Source organism: Actinomyces sp. oral taxon 171 str. F0337, assembly GCF_005696555.1.
In the GTDB taxonomy this organism is placed as follows: domain Bacteria; phylum Actinomycetota; class Actinomycetes; order Actinomycetales; family Actinomycetaceae; genus Actinomyces; species Actinomyces oris_E.
The window spans coordinates 1,839,832-1,856,293 of sequence record NZ_CP040005.1 but is presented as its reverse complement, the minus strand read 5'-3'; the positions used below and the strand labels follow the sequence as shown (position 1 = coordinate 1,856,293).

Sequence of the window (16,462 nt, the reverse complement as noted above, 5' to 3'; positions counted from 1 at the left end):
CACCATGAGTATCAAGACAGACTCACCCGACGACCCGAGTTCCTGGTCCGCGGCATGGGTGGTTGCTGAAGGGGACAGTTCCGGTCTGCCCGCTCTTGAGATCCGCCCGGCCACCGTCGTCCAAGAGCCCATCGGCTTCGCAACCGCTCGCGGCGATGAGACGGGCCCCGAGGCTGACCGGCTCCGCACGGCCGTGGCCGACGTGCGCCTCGAGGTCTTCGTCGGTGAGCAGGCGGTTCCCCTCGCCCAGGAGATCGACGCGCGTGACGAGGAGGCCACCACGATCCACCTCCTGGCCAGCGGAGCCGACGGCACGCCCCTGGGCGCCGGACGCATCCTGATGGAGCCCGAGCACCCCGGTCGGGTCCATCTGGGTCGGCTGGCCGTACGTAGCATCGCGCGCGGTACTGGGCTCGGGACCCGTGTCGTCGCCGCCCTCGAGCAGACCGCCCTGAGTCACTCCGACCGGCCCCGCGTGGAGGTGGTTCTCTCCGCTCAGGAGCAGGCCATGGGCTTCTACGAGAGCTGCGGATACCAGGTCCTGAGTGGGCACCGCTACCTCGACGCCGGCATCTGGCACCAGGACATGGCCCGCACCGTCAGCAGTATCAGCGCCGAGGGCAGTGCCCGCCGCACCACCTGAGGTCGGCCACTGACACCCCCGCACACGTGCACGTGCGGACAACAGCAGGACCGAGAGGAGACACTCATGCGGATCGTCATCATCGGTGCCGGTGGCATCGGAGGATGGCTCGGCACCCGCCTGTCGGCCAGTGGCCAGCAGGTCGGGTTCCTCGTTCACAACCGCACCCTGGCAGCCCTGCGCTCGGGCGGACTGATGCTGCGCGACTGCTCCGGAGGCGAGCCCGGCACCGTGACCGCCCGCATCGAGACGCCACTGGCCAGTGATGCCCCGGAGGAGCTCACCGGCGCTCTGGGCGGTGACCCGGACCTGGTCTTCGTGACCACGAAGGTCGATGCGCTACCGCAGCTCGCTCCTACGCTCAGGCGCCTGACCGGCCCCACCACCGGCGTCGTCTCCACCCAGAACGGGATCAGCGCGCCCGGACTGCTCGCCGACGCCGTCGGGAAGGAGCACGTCCTGCCCGGAGTCGCCCGCGTCTACTCCGCCACCATCTCGCCCGGAAACGTCCGCACCATCGGCAGTGCCGGCTCGCTGGCCCTGGGGGAGTGGAGCGGCAGCGCCACCGCTCGCAGCAGCGCCGCGGTCGATGCCCTGGAAGCGGCCGGCGTCCGCGCCTGGGTACCCAGCTCCATCTGGGCGGAGCTGTGGCGCAAAGTCTCCTTCGTCGTCGTCCAAGGAGCACTCGGTGCCGTCACGAACGCGCCCATCGGCGTCCTGCGCAGCGACCTGAGAGACACCTTCACCGAGGCCGTGCACGAGGTCGTTGCCGTCGCCGCGGCCCTGGGGCACGACCTGGCCACCGACGACGCCCCCGACCCGCTCGCCGCGGCCCTGCGCATGGCCGACGCCCAGCCGGCCGACGCCACCACATCGATGCAACGGGACATCGCCTCAGGCCTGCCCAGTGAGCTCGACGCCCAGCTCGGCTCCCTGTGCCGCGCCGGCGACGAGGCGGGTGTGCCCACGCCCGTCCTCGATCTCACGCACAGTCTCCTCGTTCCACGGGAGGCCGCCGCCCGAGGGCGCAGCTGACCCCGTATCGCCTCTCGGGCACGGTGGGGAGCGTGTCCGCCCGCCAGCGGCAGATTTCTCACCCGGCTTACCGGGCTACCTCCCGGCCACCCCGGCAACGGTCCCTCAAGGCCGGGGAAACTCCGGCCCTCCCAGCGGACGACGCGCTCGGTCCCTCCAGGAGACACGACACCGGGCGGGCCTAGGATGGGGCCATGGCGGAGATGAGCAGTCAAGAAGATGCAGCCCCCAAGGACGACTTCGTCCACCTCCACGTCCACACCGACTACTCCATGCTGGACGGCGCCGGGAAGATCAAGGACTACGTGGCCGAGGCCAAGCGCCTGGGACAGCCAGCCCTGGCGATCACCGACCACGGCTACATGTTCGGAGCCTACGAGTTCTATGCGGCCGCCACGGCTGCCGGTATCAAGCCGATCATCGGGGTGGAGGCGTACATGACGCCGGGCACGTCCCGCTTTGACAAGACCCGTGTCTTCTGGGGCGATGAGTCTCAGAGGAGCGATGACGTCTCGGCCCGCGGCTCCTACACGCACATGACACTGCTCTCACGCAACAACGAGGGCCTGCACAACCTCATGCGCATGGACTCCTTCGCCTCCCTGGAGGGCCAGTGGGGCAAGGCGCCTCGTATCGACCGCGAGCTGCTCTCGCGCTACTCGGGCGGCCTCATCGGCTCCACCGGCTGCCCCTCGTCGGAGGTTCAGACCCGCCTGCGCCTGGGCCAGTGGGACGAGGCCCTGCGCACTGCCGGAGAGCTGCAGGACATCTTCGGCAAGGAGTTCTTCTACGTCGAGCTCATGGACCACGGCCTGGAGATCGAGCAGCGCGTCACCAAGGACCTGCTGCGCCTGGCCCAGGAGATCGGAGCCCCGCTGCTGGCCACCAATGACTCCCACTACGTGCGCCCAGAGGACCGCACCATTCAGGACGCGATGCTGTGCATCAACTCCGGCTCCGTGCTCTCCGATCCTGATCGCTTCAGGTTCGATGGTGACACCTACTACCTGCGCCCCGGCTCCGAGATGCGCCGTCTCTTCTCCGAGATGCCTCAGGCCTGCGACAACACCCTGCTCGTGGCCGAGCAGTGCGACGTGCACTTCCGCACCGTGGACGAGGGGGCATCGTTCATGCCGGCCTTCCCCGTCCCCGAGGGGGAGACCGACGAGTCCTGGTTCATCAAGGAGTGCTGGCGCGGCATGGACCACCGGTTCAACGGCGACATCCCCGAGGACTGCCGCAAGCAGGCCGAGTACGAGATCAGCGTCATCACCCAGATGGGATTCCCCGGCTACTTCCTCGTTGTGGCCGACTACATCAACTGGGCCAAGGCCCACGGCATCCGGGTCGGGCCGGGACGCGGCTCAGGAGCCGGGTCCATGGTCGCCTACGCCATGGGCATTACCGAGCTCAACCCGCTGCGACACGGACTCATCTTCGAGCGCTTCCTCAACCCTGAGCGCATCTCCATGCCCGATATCGACGTCGACTTCGACGAGCGCCGGCGCGACGAGGTCATCGAGTACGTGCGTGAGAAGTACGGCGCCGACCGCATCAGCCAGGTGGTCACATACGGTGTCATCAAGGCCAAGCAGTCCCTGAAGGACTCCAGCCGCGTCATGGGCTACCCCTACGCGGTCGGCGACCGGCTCACCAAGGCCATGCCCCCCTCGGTCCAGGGCAAGGACATCTCCATCAAGGGCATCTTCAACCCCGACGACGAGCGCTACGGCGAGGCCGAGGAGTTCCGCAAGCTCCACGCCGAGGACCCCGACGCCCAGAAGATCGTCGAGCTGGCCAAGGGGCTGGAGGGAATGACCCGTCAGTGGGGCGTCCACGCCTGCGCCGTCATCATGTCCTCAGCCACCCTGACCGACATCATCCCCATGATGCAGCGCCTGCAGGACGGCGCCGTCATCACCCAGTTCGACTACCCCACCTGCGAGCACCTGGGCCTGCTCAAGATGGACTTCCTGGGACTGCGCAACCTCACGGTCATCTCCGACGCCCTGGAGAACATCGTCGCCAACGGCAAGCCGGCCCTGGACATCGACCACGTCGAGCTCGATGACCGCGCCACCTACGAGCTGCTCTCACGCGGTGAGACGCTGGGCGTCTTCCAGCTCGACGGTGGGGGGATGCGCACGCTGCTGCGCCTGATGAAGCCAGACAACTTCGAGGACATCTCCGCCGTCGGCGCCCTCTACCGGCCCGGCCCCATGGGGGCTGAGTCTCACACCAACTACGCGCTGCGCAAGAACGGCCTGCAGGAGGTCGTCCCGATCCACCCCGAGCTCAAGGACGCCCTCGACCCGATTCTGGGGACCACGCACGGTCTCATCGTGTACCAGGAGCAGGTCATGAAGATCGCCACCGACCTGGCGGGATTCTCCATGGGCAAGGCCGACGCGCTGCGCAAGGCCATGGGTAAGAAGAAGATGGACATCCTGGCCAAGATGTTCGTCGAGTTCGAGGCCGGCATGGTCCAGGCCGGTTTCTCCAAGGAGAGCGTCAAGACCCTGTGGGACGTCGTCGTCCCCTTCGCCAAGTACGCCTTCAACAAGGCCCACTCGGCCGCCTACGGCGTCGTGTCCTACTGGACGGCCTACCTCAAGGCGCATTATCCCACCGAGTACATGGCCGCCCTGCTCACCAGCCAGAAGGACAACAAGGACAAGCTGGCCGTCTACCTGGGGGAGTGCCGCCACATGGGCATCACCGTGCTGCCCCCGGACGTCAACGCCTCGCGGGCGCAGTTCTCCGCGGTCGACGAGGACGTGCGCTTCGGGCTGTCCGCGGTGCGCAACGTCGGCATCAACGTCGTCGACGCGATCGTGGCCGCCAGGGAGGAGAAGGGCGAGTTCACCTCCTTCGAGGACTTCCTCGACAAGGTCCCCGCGGTCGTGTGCAACAAGCGCACCATCGACTCGCTCATCAAGGCCGGGGCCTTCGACTCCCTGGGACACACCCGGCGCTCCCTGCAGGCCTGTCACGAGGACTTCGTCGACGAGGTCATCGGGGTCAAGCGCAACGAGGCCGCCGGCCAGTTCGACCTGTTCGCCTCCCTCGTGGGCGGTCCCGACGACGCCGACGACTCGCCCTTCGGTAACGGTCCGGTCTTCTCCTCCGACGTTCCCAACCTGCCGGAGTGGGACAAGAAGGACAAGCTCGCCTATGAGCGCGACATGCTTGGGCTCTACGTCTCCGACCACCCCCTCATGGGGCTGGAGGGACTGCTCGGCAAGCTCGCGGACAAGGAGATCTCCGAGCTCCACGAGAACGACGAGCTGCCCGACGGCGCCATGGTCACCATTGCCGGCCTCATCACCTCGCTGACCCGCAAGACCACCAAGCAGGGCAACCTGTGGGCCATCGCCCAGGTCGAGGACCTGGCTGGAAGCGTCGAGGTGCTCTTCTTCCCCCAGACCTACCAAACGGTCTCCACCATGCTGGCCCCGGACACGGTGGTGACGGTGCGTGGACGTCTCAATCGGCGTGACGGGCAGGTCGCCCTGTACGCCCAGGAGATGACGATCCCGGACATCTCCAGCGCCGCCCACGAGGCGGTTCTCATCACCCTGCCCACCAACCGGTGCACCGGGCCGCTGGTGGAACAGTTCAAGGACGTGCTCGCCAAGCACCCGGGCGGGTCCACGGTCCGTCTGACACTGACCAGCCCGGGGCGCGAGGTGCGTACCCAGCTGGCCCCCTCGCTTCGGGTGGAGGCCTCTCCCGCCTTCTACTCCGACATCAAGGCACTCCTCGGACCGGGGTGCCTGCGCCACTAACGGCTCCTCTCCGGTGAGTGACCGAGTGGCATTGCACTCGCCCTGATGGAGTCACCGAACTGACGCCGGCCGGCGCGGGCGTCGTTGCGGAAGACTGTTCGTGATCTCGCCGTGTCCTGATCAATAAACCACGCGTAGCGGCCCGTCCGTGGTGCAGCCCTGCCCCAGGAAGGTGGAGACGGGGTGTGGGCTATATTCTCACGGTCGTGCAAACTCAGTGACGGCTCGCTCCCAGGTGGCGTTCTGGCTTCATCTTGATAGTCTCGTGATGTCCACAAGCAGTCGGTGACTGTATTGTCTACGAGGTTATTTGATGAGTGACGAGGATCTGAACCCTCCAACAATGACGCAGCAAGAGGAACGGGACAGCAGCCCGCAGTTAGAGCAGACAAAGCAGGCAGGGGAGACTCCCCAGGGCACGGCGGCCACCACACCGGCCTTCCAGACCTCCCCGGCAACCGTGAAACGGCGGCAGCGCCACCTGCTCGACCGCCTGAGACGATCGGTCTCACGCCAGCCTCACGACATCGGTGAGGGAATGGACAAGGTGGTCTTCGGCGTCGCCGCGATCGCGACCATCGCGTTCGTGGCGTGGGGCTTCATCGATCCGCACGGGTTGGGGCGGGTCTCCAAGTGGGCCCTGGGGGGAACGATCAGCAACTTCGGCTGGTTGTTCGTCCTGTCCTCGACCCTCTTCGTCGTCTTCGTCATCTTCGTCGCGGCCTCCCGGTTCGGCAAGATCCCCTTGGGCGGGGACGCCGAGGAGCCCGAGTACTCCACCGGCTCGTGGGTCTCCATGATGTTCGCGACCGGAATGGGGATCGGCCTGATTTTTTATGGAGTCGGTGAGCCGCTCTACTTCTACATGTCGCCTCCGCCGGACACCGTCGATCCTCAGACGGCCAAGGCGGCCAGCACCGCCCTGGGGACGGCCATGTTCCACTGGACCATCTACCCGTGGGCGATGTATGCACTGGTAGGGCTCGGAATGGCTTACGGAACCTACCGTCTTGGACGTTCCCAGCTCTTCTCCGCCATGTTCACCTCCTTGTTCGGGCGTCAGGCCATCGACGGGGTCGGTGGACGCATCATCAACATTCTGGCGATCGTCGCAACCCTGTTCGGATCCGCCTGCTCCCTGGGACTGGGGGCTCTGCAGATCGGTGGAGGCATGGTGTCGACCAATCTGGTCACCAAGTCCACCCCCGCGATGATGGTCGGCATCATCGCGATTCTGACGGCCTGTTTCGTGGCGTCCGCCATCTCCGGCATTGAGAAGGGCATCCAGTGGCTGTCGAACATCAACATGGTGCTGGCTGTGCTTTTGGCGATCATCGTCTTCGTCGGCGGCCCCACCCTGTTCATCCTCAACATCATTCCCTCGGCGATCGGTGACTTCATCGACGAGCTGCCCGCCATGGCCTCGCGCACGGCGGCCGTCGGGAATCAGGACATGTCCGAGTGGCTGTCCTCCTGGACGATCTTCTACTGGGCCTGGTGGATCTCCTGGACGCCCTTCGTGGGGATGTTCATCGCCCGTATCTCGCGTGGCCGTACCATCCGGCAGTTCGTCACCGGGGTCATGCTCGTCCCCTCAGTCGTCTCCCTCATCTGGTTCGCCATCTTCGGTGGCGGCGCCATTGGACTTCAGGAGCGTGCCGAGCGCTCTGGCAGGGCAGCGGACGCCCTCGTCCATTTCAAGGCCGACGGCACACCCGACCTGAACTTCGACACCATCCTGTTCGACCTGCTCAATGTCATGCCTGTTCACAAGGTGGTCCTCATCGTCCTCATGGTGCTGGCAGTCGTCCTGGTGGCGATCTTCTTCGTCACCGGCGCCGACTCGGCCTCGATCGTCATGGGAGGGCTCTCGGAGAACGGCGCGACCGAGCCGAGCCGTTTCACGGTCGTCTTCTGGGGCGTGGCCACCGGTGGTGTGGCCTCAGCCATGCTGCTAGCCGGAGGGGATGATCCGCGCGAGGTCCTCACCGGCCTGCGGGACATCACGATCGTGTCAGCCCTGCCCTTCGTCTTCGTCATGCTGCTGCTGTGCGTCTCACTCTACAAGGACCTGAACAACGACCCCATGCTGCTGCGGCACTCGCTGGCCAACCAGGTCCTGGTCGACTCGGTCACGACCGCGGTCACGACCGCCAATGAGCCGCATGAGGTTGAGACCATCGAGCTGCACACCAGCCTGTCGTCGACCACCGACAGCGACGACGGGGACGGTGAGAGTAGCGAGGCCGGCACCGGCGAGACCGCCGCAGAACCGAAGTCCGATATCCGCGCCGTCGACGGCGCGGATGACTCACCGACAGGATCCGATCAGGGGCAGGACGGCTAGGCCGTTCGACTGCTCCTGGTACTGGGGTCCGGGCTCATTGCCCGGGCCCCAGCTGCTTGACGGCGGCGCCCACCTGGTCTGCGGGGTGATCGACGACAACCACGTCACCGTCGGCCAGGTGGTGCCCGCGACGCGTCTCAATGGCGCCGTTGACGGTGACGTCGCCGGACTGGATGGCGATGCGTGCCTGCGCACCGTCCTCCACCAGGCCAGCCAGCTTGAGGAACTGTCCGAGCCTGATGCTTCCAGCCACTGAGACGACCGGGTACCGGGATGCCCGCTGGGATGTTACATGCGTCATAGGTTGATCCTTGCAGAAAGCACGTGAGTCGTGCACATCAGGGCAGGTAGCACCTTAGGAAGGTGGTCTGTGAGGTCGCTAGTGAGAGAAGCGTCTCTCGGAAGTATGCGGATATAACGGATGCCAAATATAATTTATCACGGTAGGGTAACGACGTTCTTATCACACTACGGAGACGGAGACACCATGAAGCGTCGAATCGTCGCCCAGATGGCGATACTCGCTCTATCGCTGTCGGCGCCTGTTCTGGCTGTGACTCATGCGCCAGAAGCAGCCGCTGCGGACGGCAACACCATTCACGTCTCGGCCGAGGGTGGCTCGGACGCGGGAGACGGATCCGCTGCCAAGCCCCTCCAGACCATTGGGGCCGCCCTGAAGAAGGCCGGCGGCGGAGACACCATCGAGCTGGCCAACGGCACCTACCGTGAGGGTGAGCTCGCCGTGGACAAGGGCGTGACCATCAAGGCGGCCGAAGGTGCCAAGCCGGTCCTCACCGGCGCCGAGGTCCCCGCCAGCTGGAACGCCGGCGGTGACGGAAAGTGGTCCACTGGCAAGGACATGGTCCGCTTCTGCACGGTCTGCACCATCAATGCCGACCCCACCAAGGAAGGGATCGCCGCCCACCCCGAGCAGGTGTTCGTCGACGGCAAGCCCCTGACCCAGGTGCTCAGTCGCGACGAGGTCACCGAGTCCACCTTCTACGTCGATGACCCCGACCCGGTCACCCTGAACAACCCGCACAACAACCAGGCCGGCTACAAGGCCAAGCCGCACCGGGGCACCTCCTACGTCATCGGCGTCGACCCCAACCAGCACCAGGTCGAGGTGGTTCAGCACTCTCGCGCCCTGTCCTTCAACGCCGACAACATCTCCCTGTCAGGGCTGACCGTGGAGAAGTACTCCGCGGTACAGCGCTGGGACTACAACGACCCTGAGATCGGCACCATCTCCGGTGGTGGAATGATCGTGGCCGCACATGGTGCTCCTCGTATCGAGAACTCCACCTTCCGCTACTCCTCGACCGCCGGAGCGCTGCAGGTCATCGACTCGACCAACGCGGTCGTGTCGAACAACCTGTTCGAGAACAACGGCTCCAACGCCTTCGGCATCAATGACTCCAGCGGAGCCAAGGTGGAGAACAACCTGTGGAGGAACAACAACACCTCCGGCTTCATCACGAAGGACTGTGGTGCCTACTGCACCCTGGCCGATACCAAGATCACCCACTCCAAGAACATCCGCTTCGCCAATAACACGGTGGACTACTCGGCCACCGGTGTGGACATCTCCGACCCCACGGCCTATGACCAGAACCGGGCCGCGGGCGTCTGGTTCGACGAGGGCGTGATCGACTCCGAGATCGTTGGCAACTACTTCGTCAACGTCCCGGTGGCGGTCTTCAACGAGGTCTCCTCCAACAACCTCATCGCCTCCAACATCGTGGCCGGAGCCGGTATCGGCATCCACGTCTCCGGGTCCAATGACACCCGCGTGTGGAACAACACCGTCTCCCATGCGCTCACCAGCCTGTGGGTCCAGGAGGACACCCGTTCCGACGGCTGCAACGCCCGCAACGCTCAGGGTGTGTGCACCCAGGTTCAGAAGTGGAGCGCCGAGCACGGACTGAGCTGGGACGCCACCAACACCACGGTGATGAACAACATCTTCTCCTCCGAGCAGACCACCCCCATGCCCGGGGACCCGTGGCGCTACTCGGCCATGGTTCAGGTCCTCGGTGGGGCCAACCAGGACGGTTCCGGCGCGGTCTACGCCAACGAGATGGTCACCACCATCGACTACGACGCCTACTACCGCCACGAGAACCCTCAGACCCTGTCCACCACGGTCCTGTGGAACTGGGGCCCGGACCGCAAGACCCAGTCGGTCAACGCCGAGAAGCTCTCCGACTTCACGGCCAGCTCGAGCGTCAAGGCTGCAGGTAAGGAGTCCAACGGTCTGGACCTGCACGGCTCTCCGGAGAACAACCCGTTCTTCGTCAAGGAGTCGGCCAACCCGATGGACAAGACCTCGGACTTCCACCTCAAGGAGGGAAGCCCCGCCTCCGGCAACGGCCACGCCCTGCCCGAGGACATCGCCAAGACCCTCGGCGTCAATGCCAACGTCGCCGTGGACCGCGGTGCACTGGTCAACGTCGCCTGGGGCGGTGGCGCCGTTCCCGGTGCCGGCGACACCCCCGCCGACAACGGTGGCAACAACGGCGGCAATGCCAATAACAATGCCAATAACAATGCCGGCAACAACAACGGCGGCAAGGGAGACAACGCTGGCAACAACGGCGGCAACAACAACGGTGGTAATGCCAACAACAACGCCGGGGGTAACGGCGGGAAGAGCGGCAACCAGCCCTCCACCGCTGTCTCCCCGAACACCAACGGCTCCACCGCCGCCGACAGTGCTACCAGTGGTAGTGCTACCGGCACCGCCGGGCAGGGCGCGCAGACCGCCAGCCCCTCTGGCTCCAAGGCGGGTGCTGGGCAGAAGAACTCCGGCATCGCCAAGCCTGGCGGCAACGCTCAGGCCGGTCAGGGCCAGGCCGCTGCAGCTGCAGCAGCTACCGGTGGTGGTCGCCTTCCGCTCACCGGCGCCAGCATGACCGCCATTGTCCTGGCGGTGGCCGCCATCGCCCTGGGCGGCGGATTCGTCCTGGTGCGTCGCCGCATGTCCAGCTGATCAGTGCCGGCCTCGGGGTGGAAGCGCAGAGAGAACGAGCTTGTGAGGAGCCCGGACAGCCCGGATCATCGCACTGTGTCTCAACCGCTCGCCATCACCGTCGGTGACTACTTCCCAGTGGGGGAGAGGATGCACCGGCTCACCCCGAGGCTGGCCCAGGCCACCAACACAGCACGCTCCGTCCTGATAGAGATCGCTCAGCACCGTGAGGTCATCACCTACGGCGAGCTCAGTGACTCGATCGGACGGAGCGTGCTGCCGCGTCATATGGGGCCGTTGCTCTCCATGATCAGCCACGACTGCGCTGCTCGAGGCGAACCGAGCCTGGCCTCCCTGGTGGTCTCGGCCGCCACCGGAGAGGTCAGCACCGGGGACTCGAGCTGGGCCCCGCCAGAACGGCGGGCCTGCTGGGCGAGATGGGATGGGAACCGGGACGGCGACTGAGCGGAGCAGTTCTCGCTATGTGGGACGCAGGCGAGGGTGGGAAACAGTCGTGGTTTGATACGCTCGACCATCCAGAGCGGCCGAGAGACCTGGTTCCATGACGCCGCAGCAACCCGGTACGCGGGTGCTTCAGCCAGGATCGATGGAGACGATGTGCGAGACAACGAGCCCACTGATGAGCCAACCGCCGCGGCAGGGAGCTGCGGTGACGGCCTGAGTAACGCCGACCCCGGAACCGTCCGGCCGTTGCCCACCGTCAGCCTGGAGCTCTTCCCGCCACGTCCGGGTAAGGCCGCCTCGGCCACCTGGGGCCGCATTGACAGGCTTCTTGCCACCGGACCCGACTTCGTCTCGGTGACCTACCGCCCCACCTTCGTCTCCGACCCCGCAGGAGGCAACAGCGACGGGGGTCATGAGGGGAGTCCTTCGAAGCCGGCAGCGGGCCGGTGCGACGTCGCGCCCCGCGTGCGCGTGGCCCAGGAGCGGACCAATCCGTCCGAGTGCGTGCTCGCCCACGTTCTGGAGTCCAGCACCATTCCCCTCATGGCGCATCTGACCTGTATCGGCTACTGCAAGCAGGAGGCCGTCGACATCGTCACCCGCTTCCTTCGTATGGGGGTGCGGCGCTTCCTCGCCCTGCGCGGTGACCCCCCAGCCGGTACCCGGGCCGACGACGTCGCTGGGGAGCTGCGCCATGCCGACGACCTCGTCCGGGTCATCCGGGAGGTTGAGGCCGACTTCTTCGGAGACGGCAGGCGCCACGTCACGATCGCCGTGGCCGCCTACCCGGCCGCTAATGACCATATCGAGGCCATCGAGGTCCTGGCCGCCAAACAGGCCGCCGGAGCCGACCTGGCGATCACCCAGGTGTTCTACGACGCGGCCGACTACGTGGCGCTGACCAACGCGGCCTCCTACGCGGGTGTGAGCATCCCGATCCTCCCCGGGGTGATCCCTCTGACCGACCTGCGTCGGCTCACCCGTCTCGAGGCACTCACCGGGGTGCGCGTGCCCGAGAGCCTGCGATCCTCACTGGGATCGGCCAGCGGCGCCACCCTCGTGGAACGCGGTATCGGCGCGACGCTCGACCTGGCCACTGCGCTGCTGCGCGCCGGGGCTCCCGGACTGCACCTGTACACCTTCAACCGCACTCGGCCGGCCCTCGACGTCATCAGCCACCTGCGTCTGGGTGGCATCCTGGCCGGAGCCGCGCCCGACCGGGAAGTGCGCGACGCCGTCGATCGCGGGTATCTCCAGGCCACCCCCGGTCGAGGCCCCTCCTTCCTGCGCTGCGGCACTCCCGGTGCAGCACTCTCTTCCCGCCACCCTGTCCAGCCCCACACCACCATCACCAAGGAGAACGCATGAGCGCCACCCCTGAGTCGGTCGCCCCCGCCTCACCGGCTGAGATCGCCGTGACGGAGTCACAGGTCCCCTCCGCCCCTCTGCCGGGGGCCACCATCCTGGGATACCCCCGCATCGGCAGGGACCGCGAGCTCAAACGCGCCGTGGAGTCCTTCTGGAAGGGGAACCTGAGCGTCGATGAGCTCAGGCACGCCGCCGCCGAGCTGCGCGGGGCGACCCGCTCGCGCCTGACGGACCTGGGGCTGACTCAGCCCGCCTCGATCCCCGCGGACTTCACTCTCTACGACCAGGTTCTTCAGGTGACTGCCACTCTGGGAGCCGCACCCGCCCGTTTCCGTGACCTGCTGAATGCCGACGGTGCCCTTGACGTCGAGGGCTACTTCACGCTGGCCCGCGGTGAGGGCGCCCGTCCGGCCCTGGAGATGACCAAGTGGCTGGACTCCAACTACCACTACCTGGTCCCCGAGATCGACGCCTCCACCCCCATCGACTACGTCGACAAAGCCATCGCCGCCCAGGTCCGCGAGGCCAGGGCCGCGGGGACCGAGGTGCGCCCCGTCGTCGTAGGACCGGTGAGCTACCTGCTCATGGCCAAGCCCTCCGACGAGGCGGCCGAGGGCTTCCACCCCCTGGACCGGCTCAGCGACGTTCTGCACGCCTACGGCCACCTCCTCATGGACCTGCACGAGGCCGGTGCCACCTGGGTCCAGCTCGATGAGCCCGCCCTGGTCTCCGACTCCTGGAACGTTGAGCGTCAGCGTGTCCTCGACGCCGTGCGCGACGCCTACACCTGGCTGGGCGCCATCGTGGAGCGTCCCCAGATCCTCGTGGCCGGAACCTACGGCTCACTGGGTGACGCCCTGCCCGTGCTCGGGCATGCCCCGATCGAGGCGCTGGGCCTCGACCTCGTGGCCGGCTCCCTGCCTGAGACCGGCGATCTGGCGGCACTGGAGGGCAAGGCCGTCGTTGCCGGTGTCGTCTCAGGACGCAACATCTGGCGCACCGACCTGAACCGGGCCATGGAAACGCTCGAGCAGCTGCGCGAGCGACTTCCCGAGGGCACCCCCATTACTGTGGCGACCTCCACCTCCCTGCAGCACGTGCCGCACGATGTCGAGCGCGAGACCGCCATCGACCCGGAGATCCGCTCCTGGCTCGCCTTCGCCGATCAGAAGGTCGGCGAGGTCATCACCCTGGCCAAGGGCCTGAGCCAGGGCCGTGACGCCATTGCCGCAGAGCTCACCCAGGACGCCGACCTGCGCAACCAGCGCGCCGCCCACCCGGGTGTGCGCCGTGACGAGGTGCGCACCGCCGTCGACGCCGTCACGGACGCCGACCGCACCCGCGCCCCTTACACCGAGCGCAAGGCGGCCCAGGACGAGCGCCTCGGCCTTCCCGAGCTTCCCACCACCACTATCGGATCCTTCCCTCAGACCGCTGAGATCCGTAAGGCCCGCGCCGCCTGGCGCAAGGGCGAGATCGACGCCGCCGCCTACGACGCCGCCATGCGCGCCGAGATCGCCAGTGTCGTCGCCCTTCAGGAACGTCTCGGCCTGGACGTCCTGGTCCATGGAGAGGCCGAGCGTAACGACATGGTCCAGTACTTCGCCGAGCTGCTCGACGGCTTCGTGACCACGGAGCACGGCTGGGTCCAGTCCTACGGATCGCGCTGCACCCGCCCCTCCATCCTGTGGGGCGACGTCGCCCGTCCCGAGCCCATGACGGTGGCCTGGTCGGCCTACGCCCAGTCCCTGACCGACAAGCCCCTCAAGGGTATGCTCACCGGCCCGGTGACGATCATGGCCTGGTCCTTCGTGCGCGACGACATCCCGCGCGCCCAGGTCGCCGACCAGCTGGGGCTGGCCCTGCGTGCGGAGGTGGCGGACCTCGAGGCCGCCGGTATCGGCGTCATCCAGGTCGACGAGCCCGCCATCCGTGAGACCCTGCCGCTGCGGCGCGCCGACCGCCCCGCCTACCTGGAGTGGTCCGTCGGCTCCTTCCGTCTGGCCACCGGAGGGGCGGCTCCCGCCACCCAGATCCACACCCACCTTTGCTACTCGGAGTTCGACGTCGTCATCGACGCGGTCGACCACCTCGACGCCGACGTGACCTCCATCGAGGCCTCCCGCTCGCGCATGGACATCCTTCCCGCGGTGGCCGAGCACGGCTTCGAGCGTCAGCTCGGCCCGGGCGTGTGGGATATTCACTCCCCGCGCGTGCCCAGCCAGTCCGAGTGCACCGAGCTGCTCCAGCGGGCCGTCGACGCCCTTGGGGCCGAAAAGGTCTGGGTCAACCCCGACTGCGGCCTCAAGACCCGCGCCTACCCCGAGACCGAGGCGAGCCTGGCCAGCCTCGTCGGTGCCGCCCGCGCTGTGCGCGGAGGCCGATGAGCCTCTGACTCAACCGCAGGCGTGCGAGGCGGCCCGGGAGAGGTGACGTGCTCTCCCGGGCCGCCTTGTGCGTGGCCGGTAGGCTTACGGACATGCTCACCCGCACTGATCTGCGCAGTAACCGACTCTCTGCACGCCAGCTGGCACAGGCCCTACCGCGGGCCGCCCTTGACGTCGCCTCCGCCCAGTCCGCAGTGGCTCCACTGATCGAGGACGTCCGCTCCCGGGGCGCAGCTGCACTGCGCGACGCCGCTGAGCGCTTCGACGGCGTGCGCCCCGTTCACCTGCGTGTGCCCGCTGCGGCCATCGCCCAGGCGCTCGACGACCTGGACCCGTCGGTGCGCGAGGCCCTCGAGCTGTCCATCGCCCACAACCGGGTCGGGCACGCCGCCCAGGTACCCGCCGAGCGCACTACGGAGGTGGTCCCCGGAGGCAGGGTGACCCAGTGCTGGATCCCCGTCGAGCGCGTCGGGCTCTACGTTCCCGGAGGACTGGCCGTCTACCCCTCCAGCGTGGTGATGAACGCGGTGGCCGCCCAGGTCGCCGGCGTTGAGCAGATCGCCCTGGCCAGCCCGCCGCAGGCCGAGTTCGCAGGTCTGCCTCACCCGACGATCCTGGCGGCGTGCGCGCTGCTCGGGATCACCGAGGTCTACGCCGTCGGCGGTGCCCAGGCAGTCGCGATGCTCGCCTACGGTGCTGACGCCCAGGACGACACCGACCGTGCAGACGCCGGGGGAGAGGTCCTGTGCCGGGGCGTCGACGTCATCACCGGTCCCGGCAACGTCTACGTGGCGGCTGCCAAGCGAGCCGTCATGGGAGCGGTCGGCATCGACGCCGAGGCGGGGCCTACCGAGATCGCCGTCCTGGCCGACGCCGGGGCCAACCCCGAGTACGTGGCCGCCGACCTGCTCTCCCAGGCGGAGCATGACCCCAACGCCGGCAGCGTCCTCATCACCGACTCCCCGGAGCTGGCCGACGCCGTCGATGCGGCGCTTGAGCGCAGGCTCAGTGCGACCCGGCACCTGGAACGGGCATCGACCGCCCTGAACGGTCCGCAGTCGGGAACCGTTCTAGTACGTGACCTCACGCAGGCCATTGAGGTTGCCAACGCCTACGCGGCCGAGCATCTGGAGATCCACACGTCCGATGCTCCAGAGGTCGCGCGTCGGATCCGCAACGCCGGCGCCATCTTCATCGGGCCCTACAGCCCTGTGCCCCTGGGGGATTACCTGGCCGGCTCCAACCATGTCCTGCCCACCGGTGGGACCGCCCGATTCGCGGCTGGACTGAGCGTGATGGCCTTCCTCAAACCGGTCCAGCTCATCGAGTACAGTGCGTGCGCCCTGGAGGCCATGACTCCTGCGCTGGAGGTTCTGGCAGGCTGCGAGGACCTGCCCGCCCACGGTGAGGCGGCCCGTGCCCGGAGGCAGTGAAAAAGCTGCTGAACAGGTCTTTCGA

Annotated in this window: 10 protein-coding genes and 1 riboswitch; of the genes, 9 read left to right on the top strand and 1 reads right to left on the bottom strand. The window is 67.1% G+C overall.

From position 1 onward, the window contains the following. Window positions 1-4: 4 nt before the first annotated feature. The 4 genes from FBF36_RS08150 (at window position 5) to FBF36_RS08135 (ending at window position 7,813) form a co-directional block, all read left to right on the top strand. The gene (locus FBF36_RS08150; RefSeq protein WP_192574964.1) at window positions 5-643 is read left to right on the top strand and encodes a GNAT family N-acetyltransferase; all 639 of its coding nucleotides are present in this window, start codon (window positions 5-7) and stop codon (window positions 641-643) included. A gap of 66 nt (window positions 644-709) precedes the next feature. Next, window positions 710-1,678, top strand: coding sequence for a ketopantoate reductase family protein (locus FBF36_RS08145; protein WP_009393841.1), 969 nt, complete (start codon window positions 710-712; stop codon window positions 1,676-1,678). A gap of 194 nt (window positions 1,679-1,872) precedes the next feature. Continuing rightward, window positions 1,873-5,466: a DNA polymerase III subunit alpha gene (gene dnaE / locus FBF36_RS08140; RefSeq protein ID WP_009393842.1), complete on the top strand. Its 3,594-nt coding sequence runs from the start codon at window positions 1,873-1,875 to the stop codon at window positions 5,464-5,466. A 313-nt stretch (window positions 5,467-5,779) separates the two neighbouring features. Further along, window positions 5,780-7,813, top strand: coding sequence for a BCCT family transporter (locus FBF36_RS08135; RefSeq protein ID WP_034491184.1), 2,034 nt, complete (start codon window positions 5,780-5,782; stop codon window positions 7,811-7,813). A gap of 34 nt (window positions 7,814-7,847) precedes the next feature. Here the strand turns inward: FBF36_RS08135 and FBF36_RS08130 are convergent, their stop codons facing one another. Beyond that, the gene (locus FBF36_RS08130; RefSeq protein WP_009393844.1) at window positions 7,848-8,114 is read right to left on the bottom strand and encodes an RNA-binding S4 domain-containing protein; all 267 of its coding nucleotides are present in this window, start codon (window positions 8,112-8,114) and stop codon (window positions 7,848-7,850) included. 186 nt (window positions 8,115-8,300) lie between these two features. Here FBF36_RS08130 and FBF36_RS08125 point away from each other — a divergent pair, with 186 nt between their 5' ends. The 5 genes from FBF36_RS08125 (at window position 8,301) to hisD (ending at window position 16,437) form a co-directional block, all read left to right on the top strand. Continuing rightward, window positions 8,301-10,805 carry a right-handed parallel beta-helix repeat-containing protein gene (locus FBF36_RS08125; RefSeq protein ID WP_009393845.1) on the top strand — a complete coding sequence of 835 codons (2,505 nt, stop codon included), beginning with the start codon at window positions 8,301-8,303 and terminating at the stop codon, window positions 10,803-10,805. Window positions 10,806-10,880: 75 nt separating this feature from the next. Further along, window positions 10,881-11,249 (top strand): hypothetical protein, encoded by a 369-nt coding sequence (locus tag FBF36_RS08120; RefSeq protein ID WP_009393846.1) that lies wholly within the window; start codon window positions 10,881-10,883, stop codon window positions 11,247-11,249. 64 nt (window positions 11,250-11,313) lie between these two features. Beyond that, a riboswitch (SAM riboswitch) is annotated at window positions 11,314-11,407 on the top strand. After that, window positions 11,403-12,617, top strand: a complete 1,215-nt coding sequence (locus tag FBF36_RS08115; RefSeq protein WP_034491187.1) for a methylenetetrahydrofolate reductase — start codon at window positions 11,403-11,405, stop codon at window positions 12,615-12,617. It overlaps the preceding riboswitch by 5 nt. Further along, the gene (gene metE, locus FBF36_RS08110) at window positions 12,614-15,004 is read left to right on the top strand and encodes a 5-methyltetrahydropteroyltriglutamate--homocysteine S-methyltransferase (protein WP_009393848.1); all 2,391 of its coding nucleotides are present in this window, start codon (window positions 12,614-12,616) and stop codon (window positions 15,002-15,004) included. The genes FBF36_RS08115 and metE overlap by 4 nt, the downstream gene beginning before the upstream one ends. Before the next feature lie 92 nt (window positions 15,005-15,096). Then, a complete protein-coding gene (hisD, locus tag FBF36_RS08105) occupies window positions 15,097-16,437 on the top strand; it encodes a histidinol dehydrogenase (RefSeq protein ID WP_034491190.1) in 1,341 nt (446 codons plus the stop codon). Window positions 16,438-16,462 lie beyond the last annotated feature (25 nt).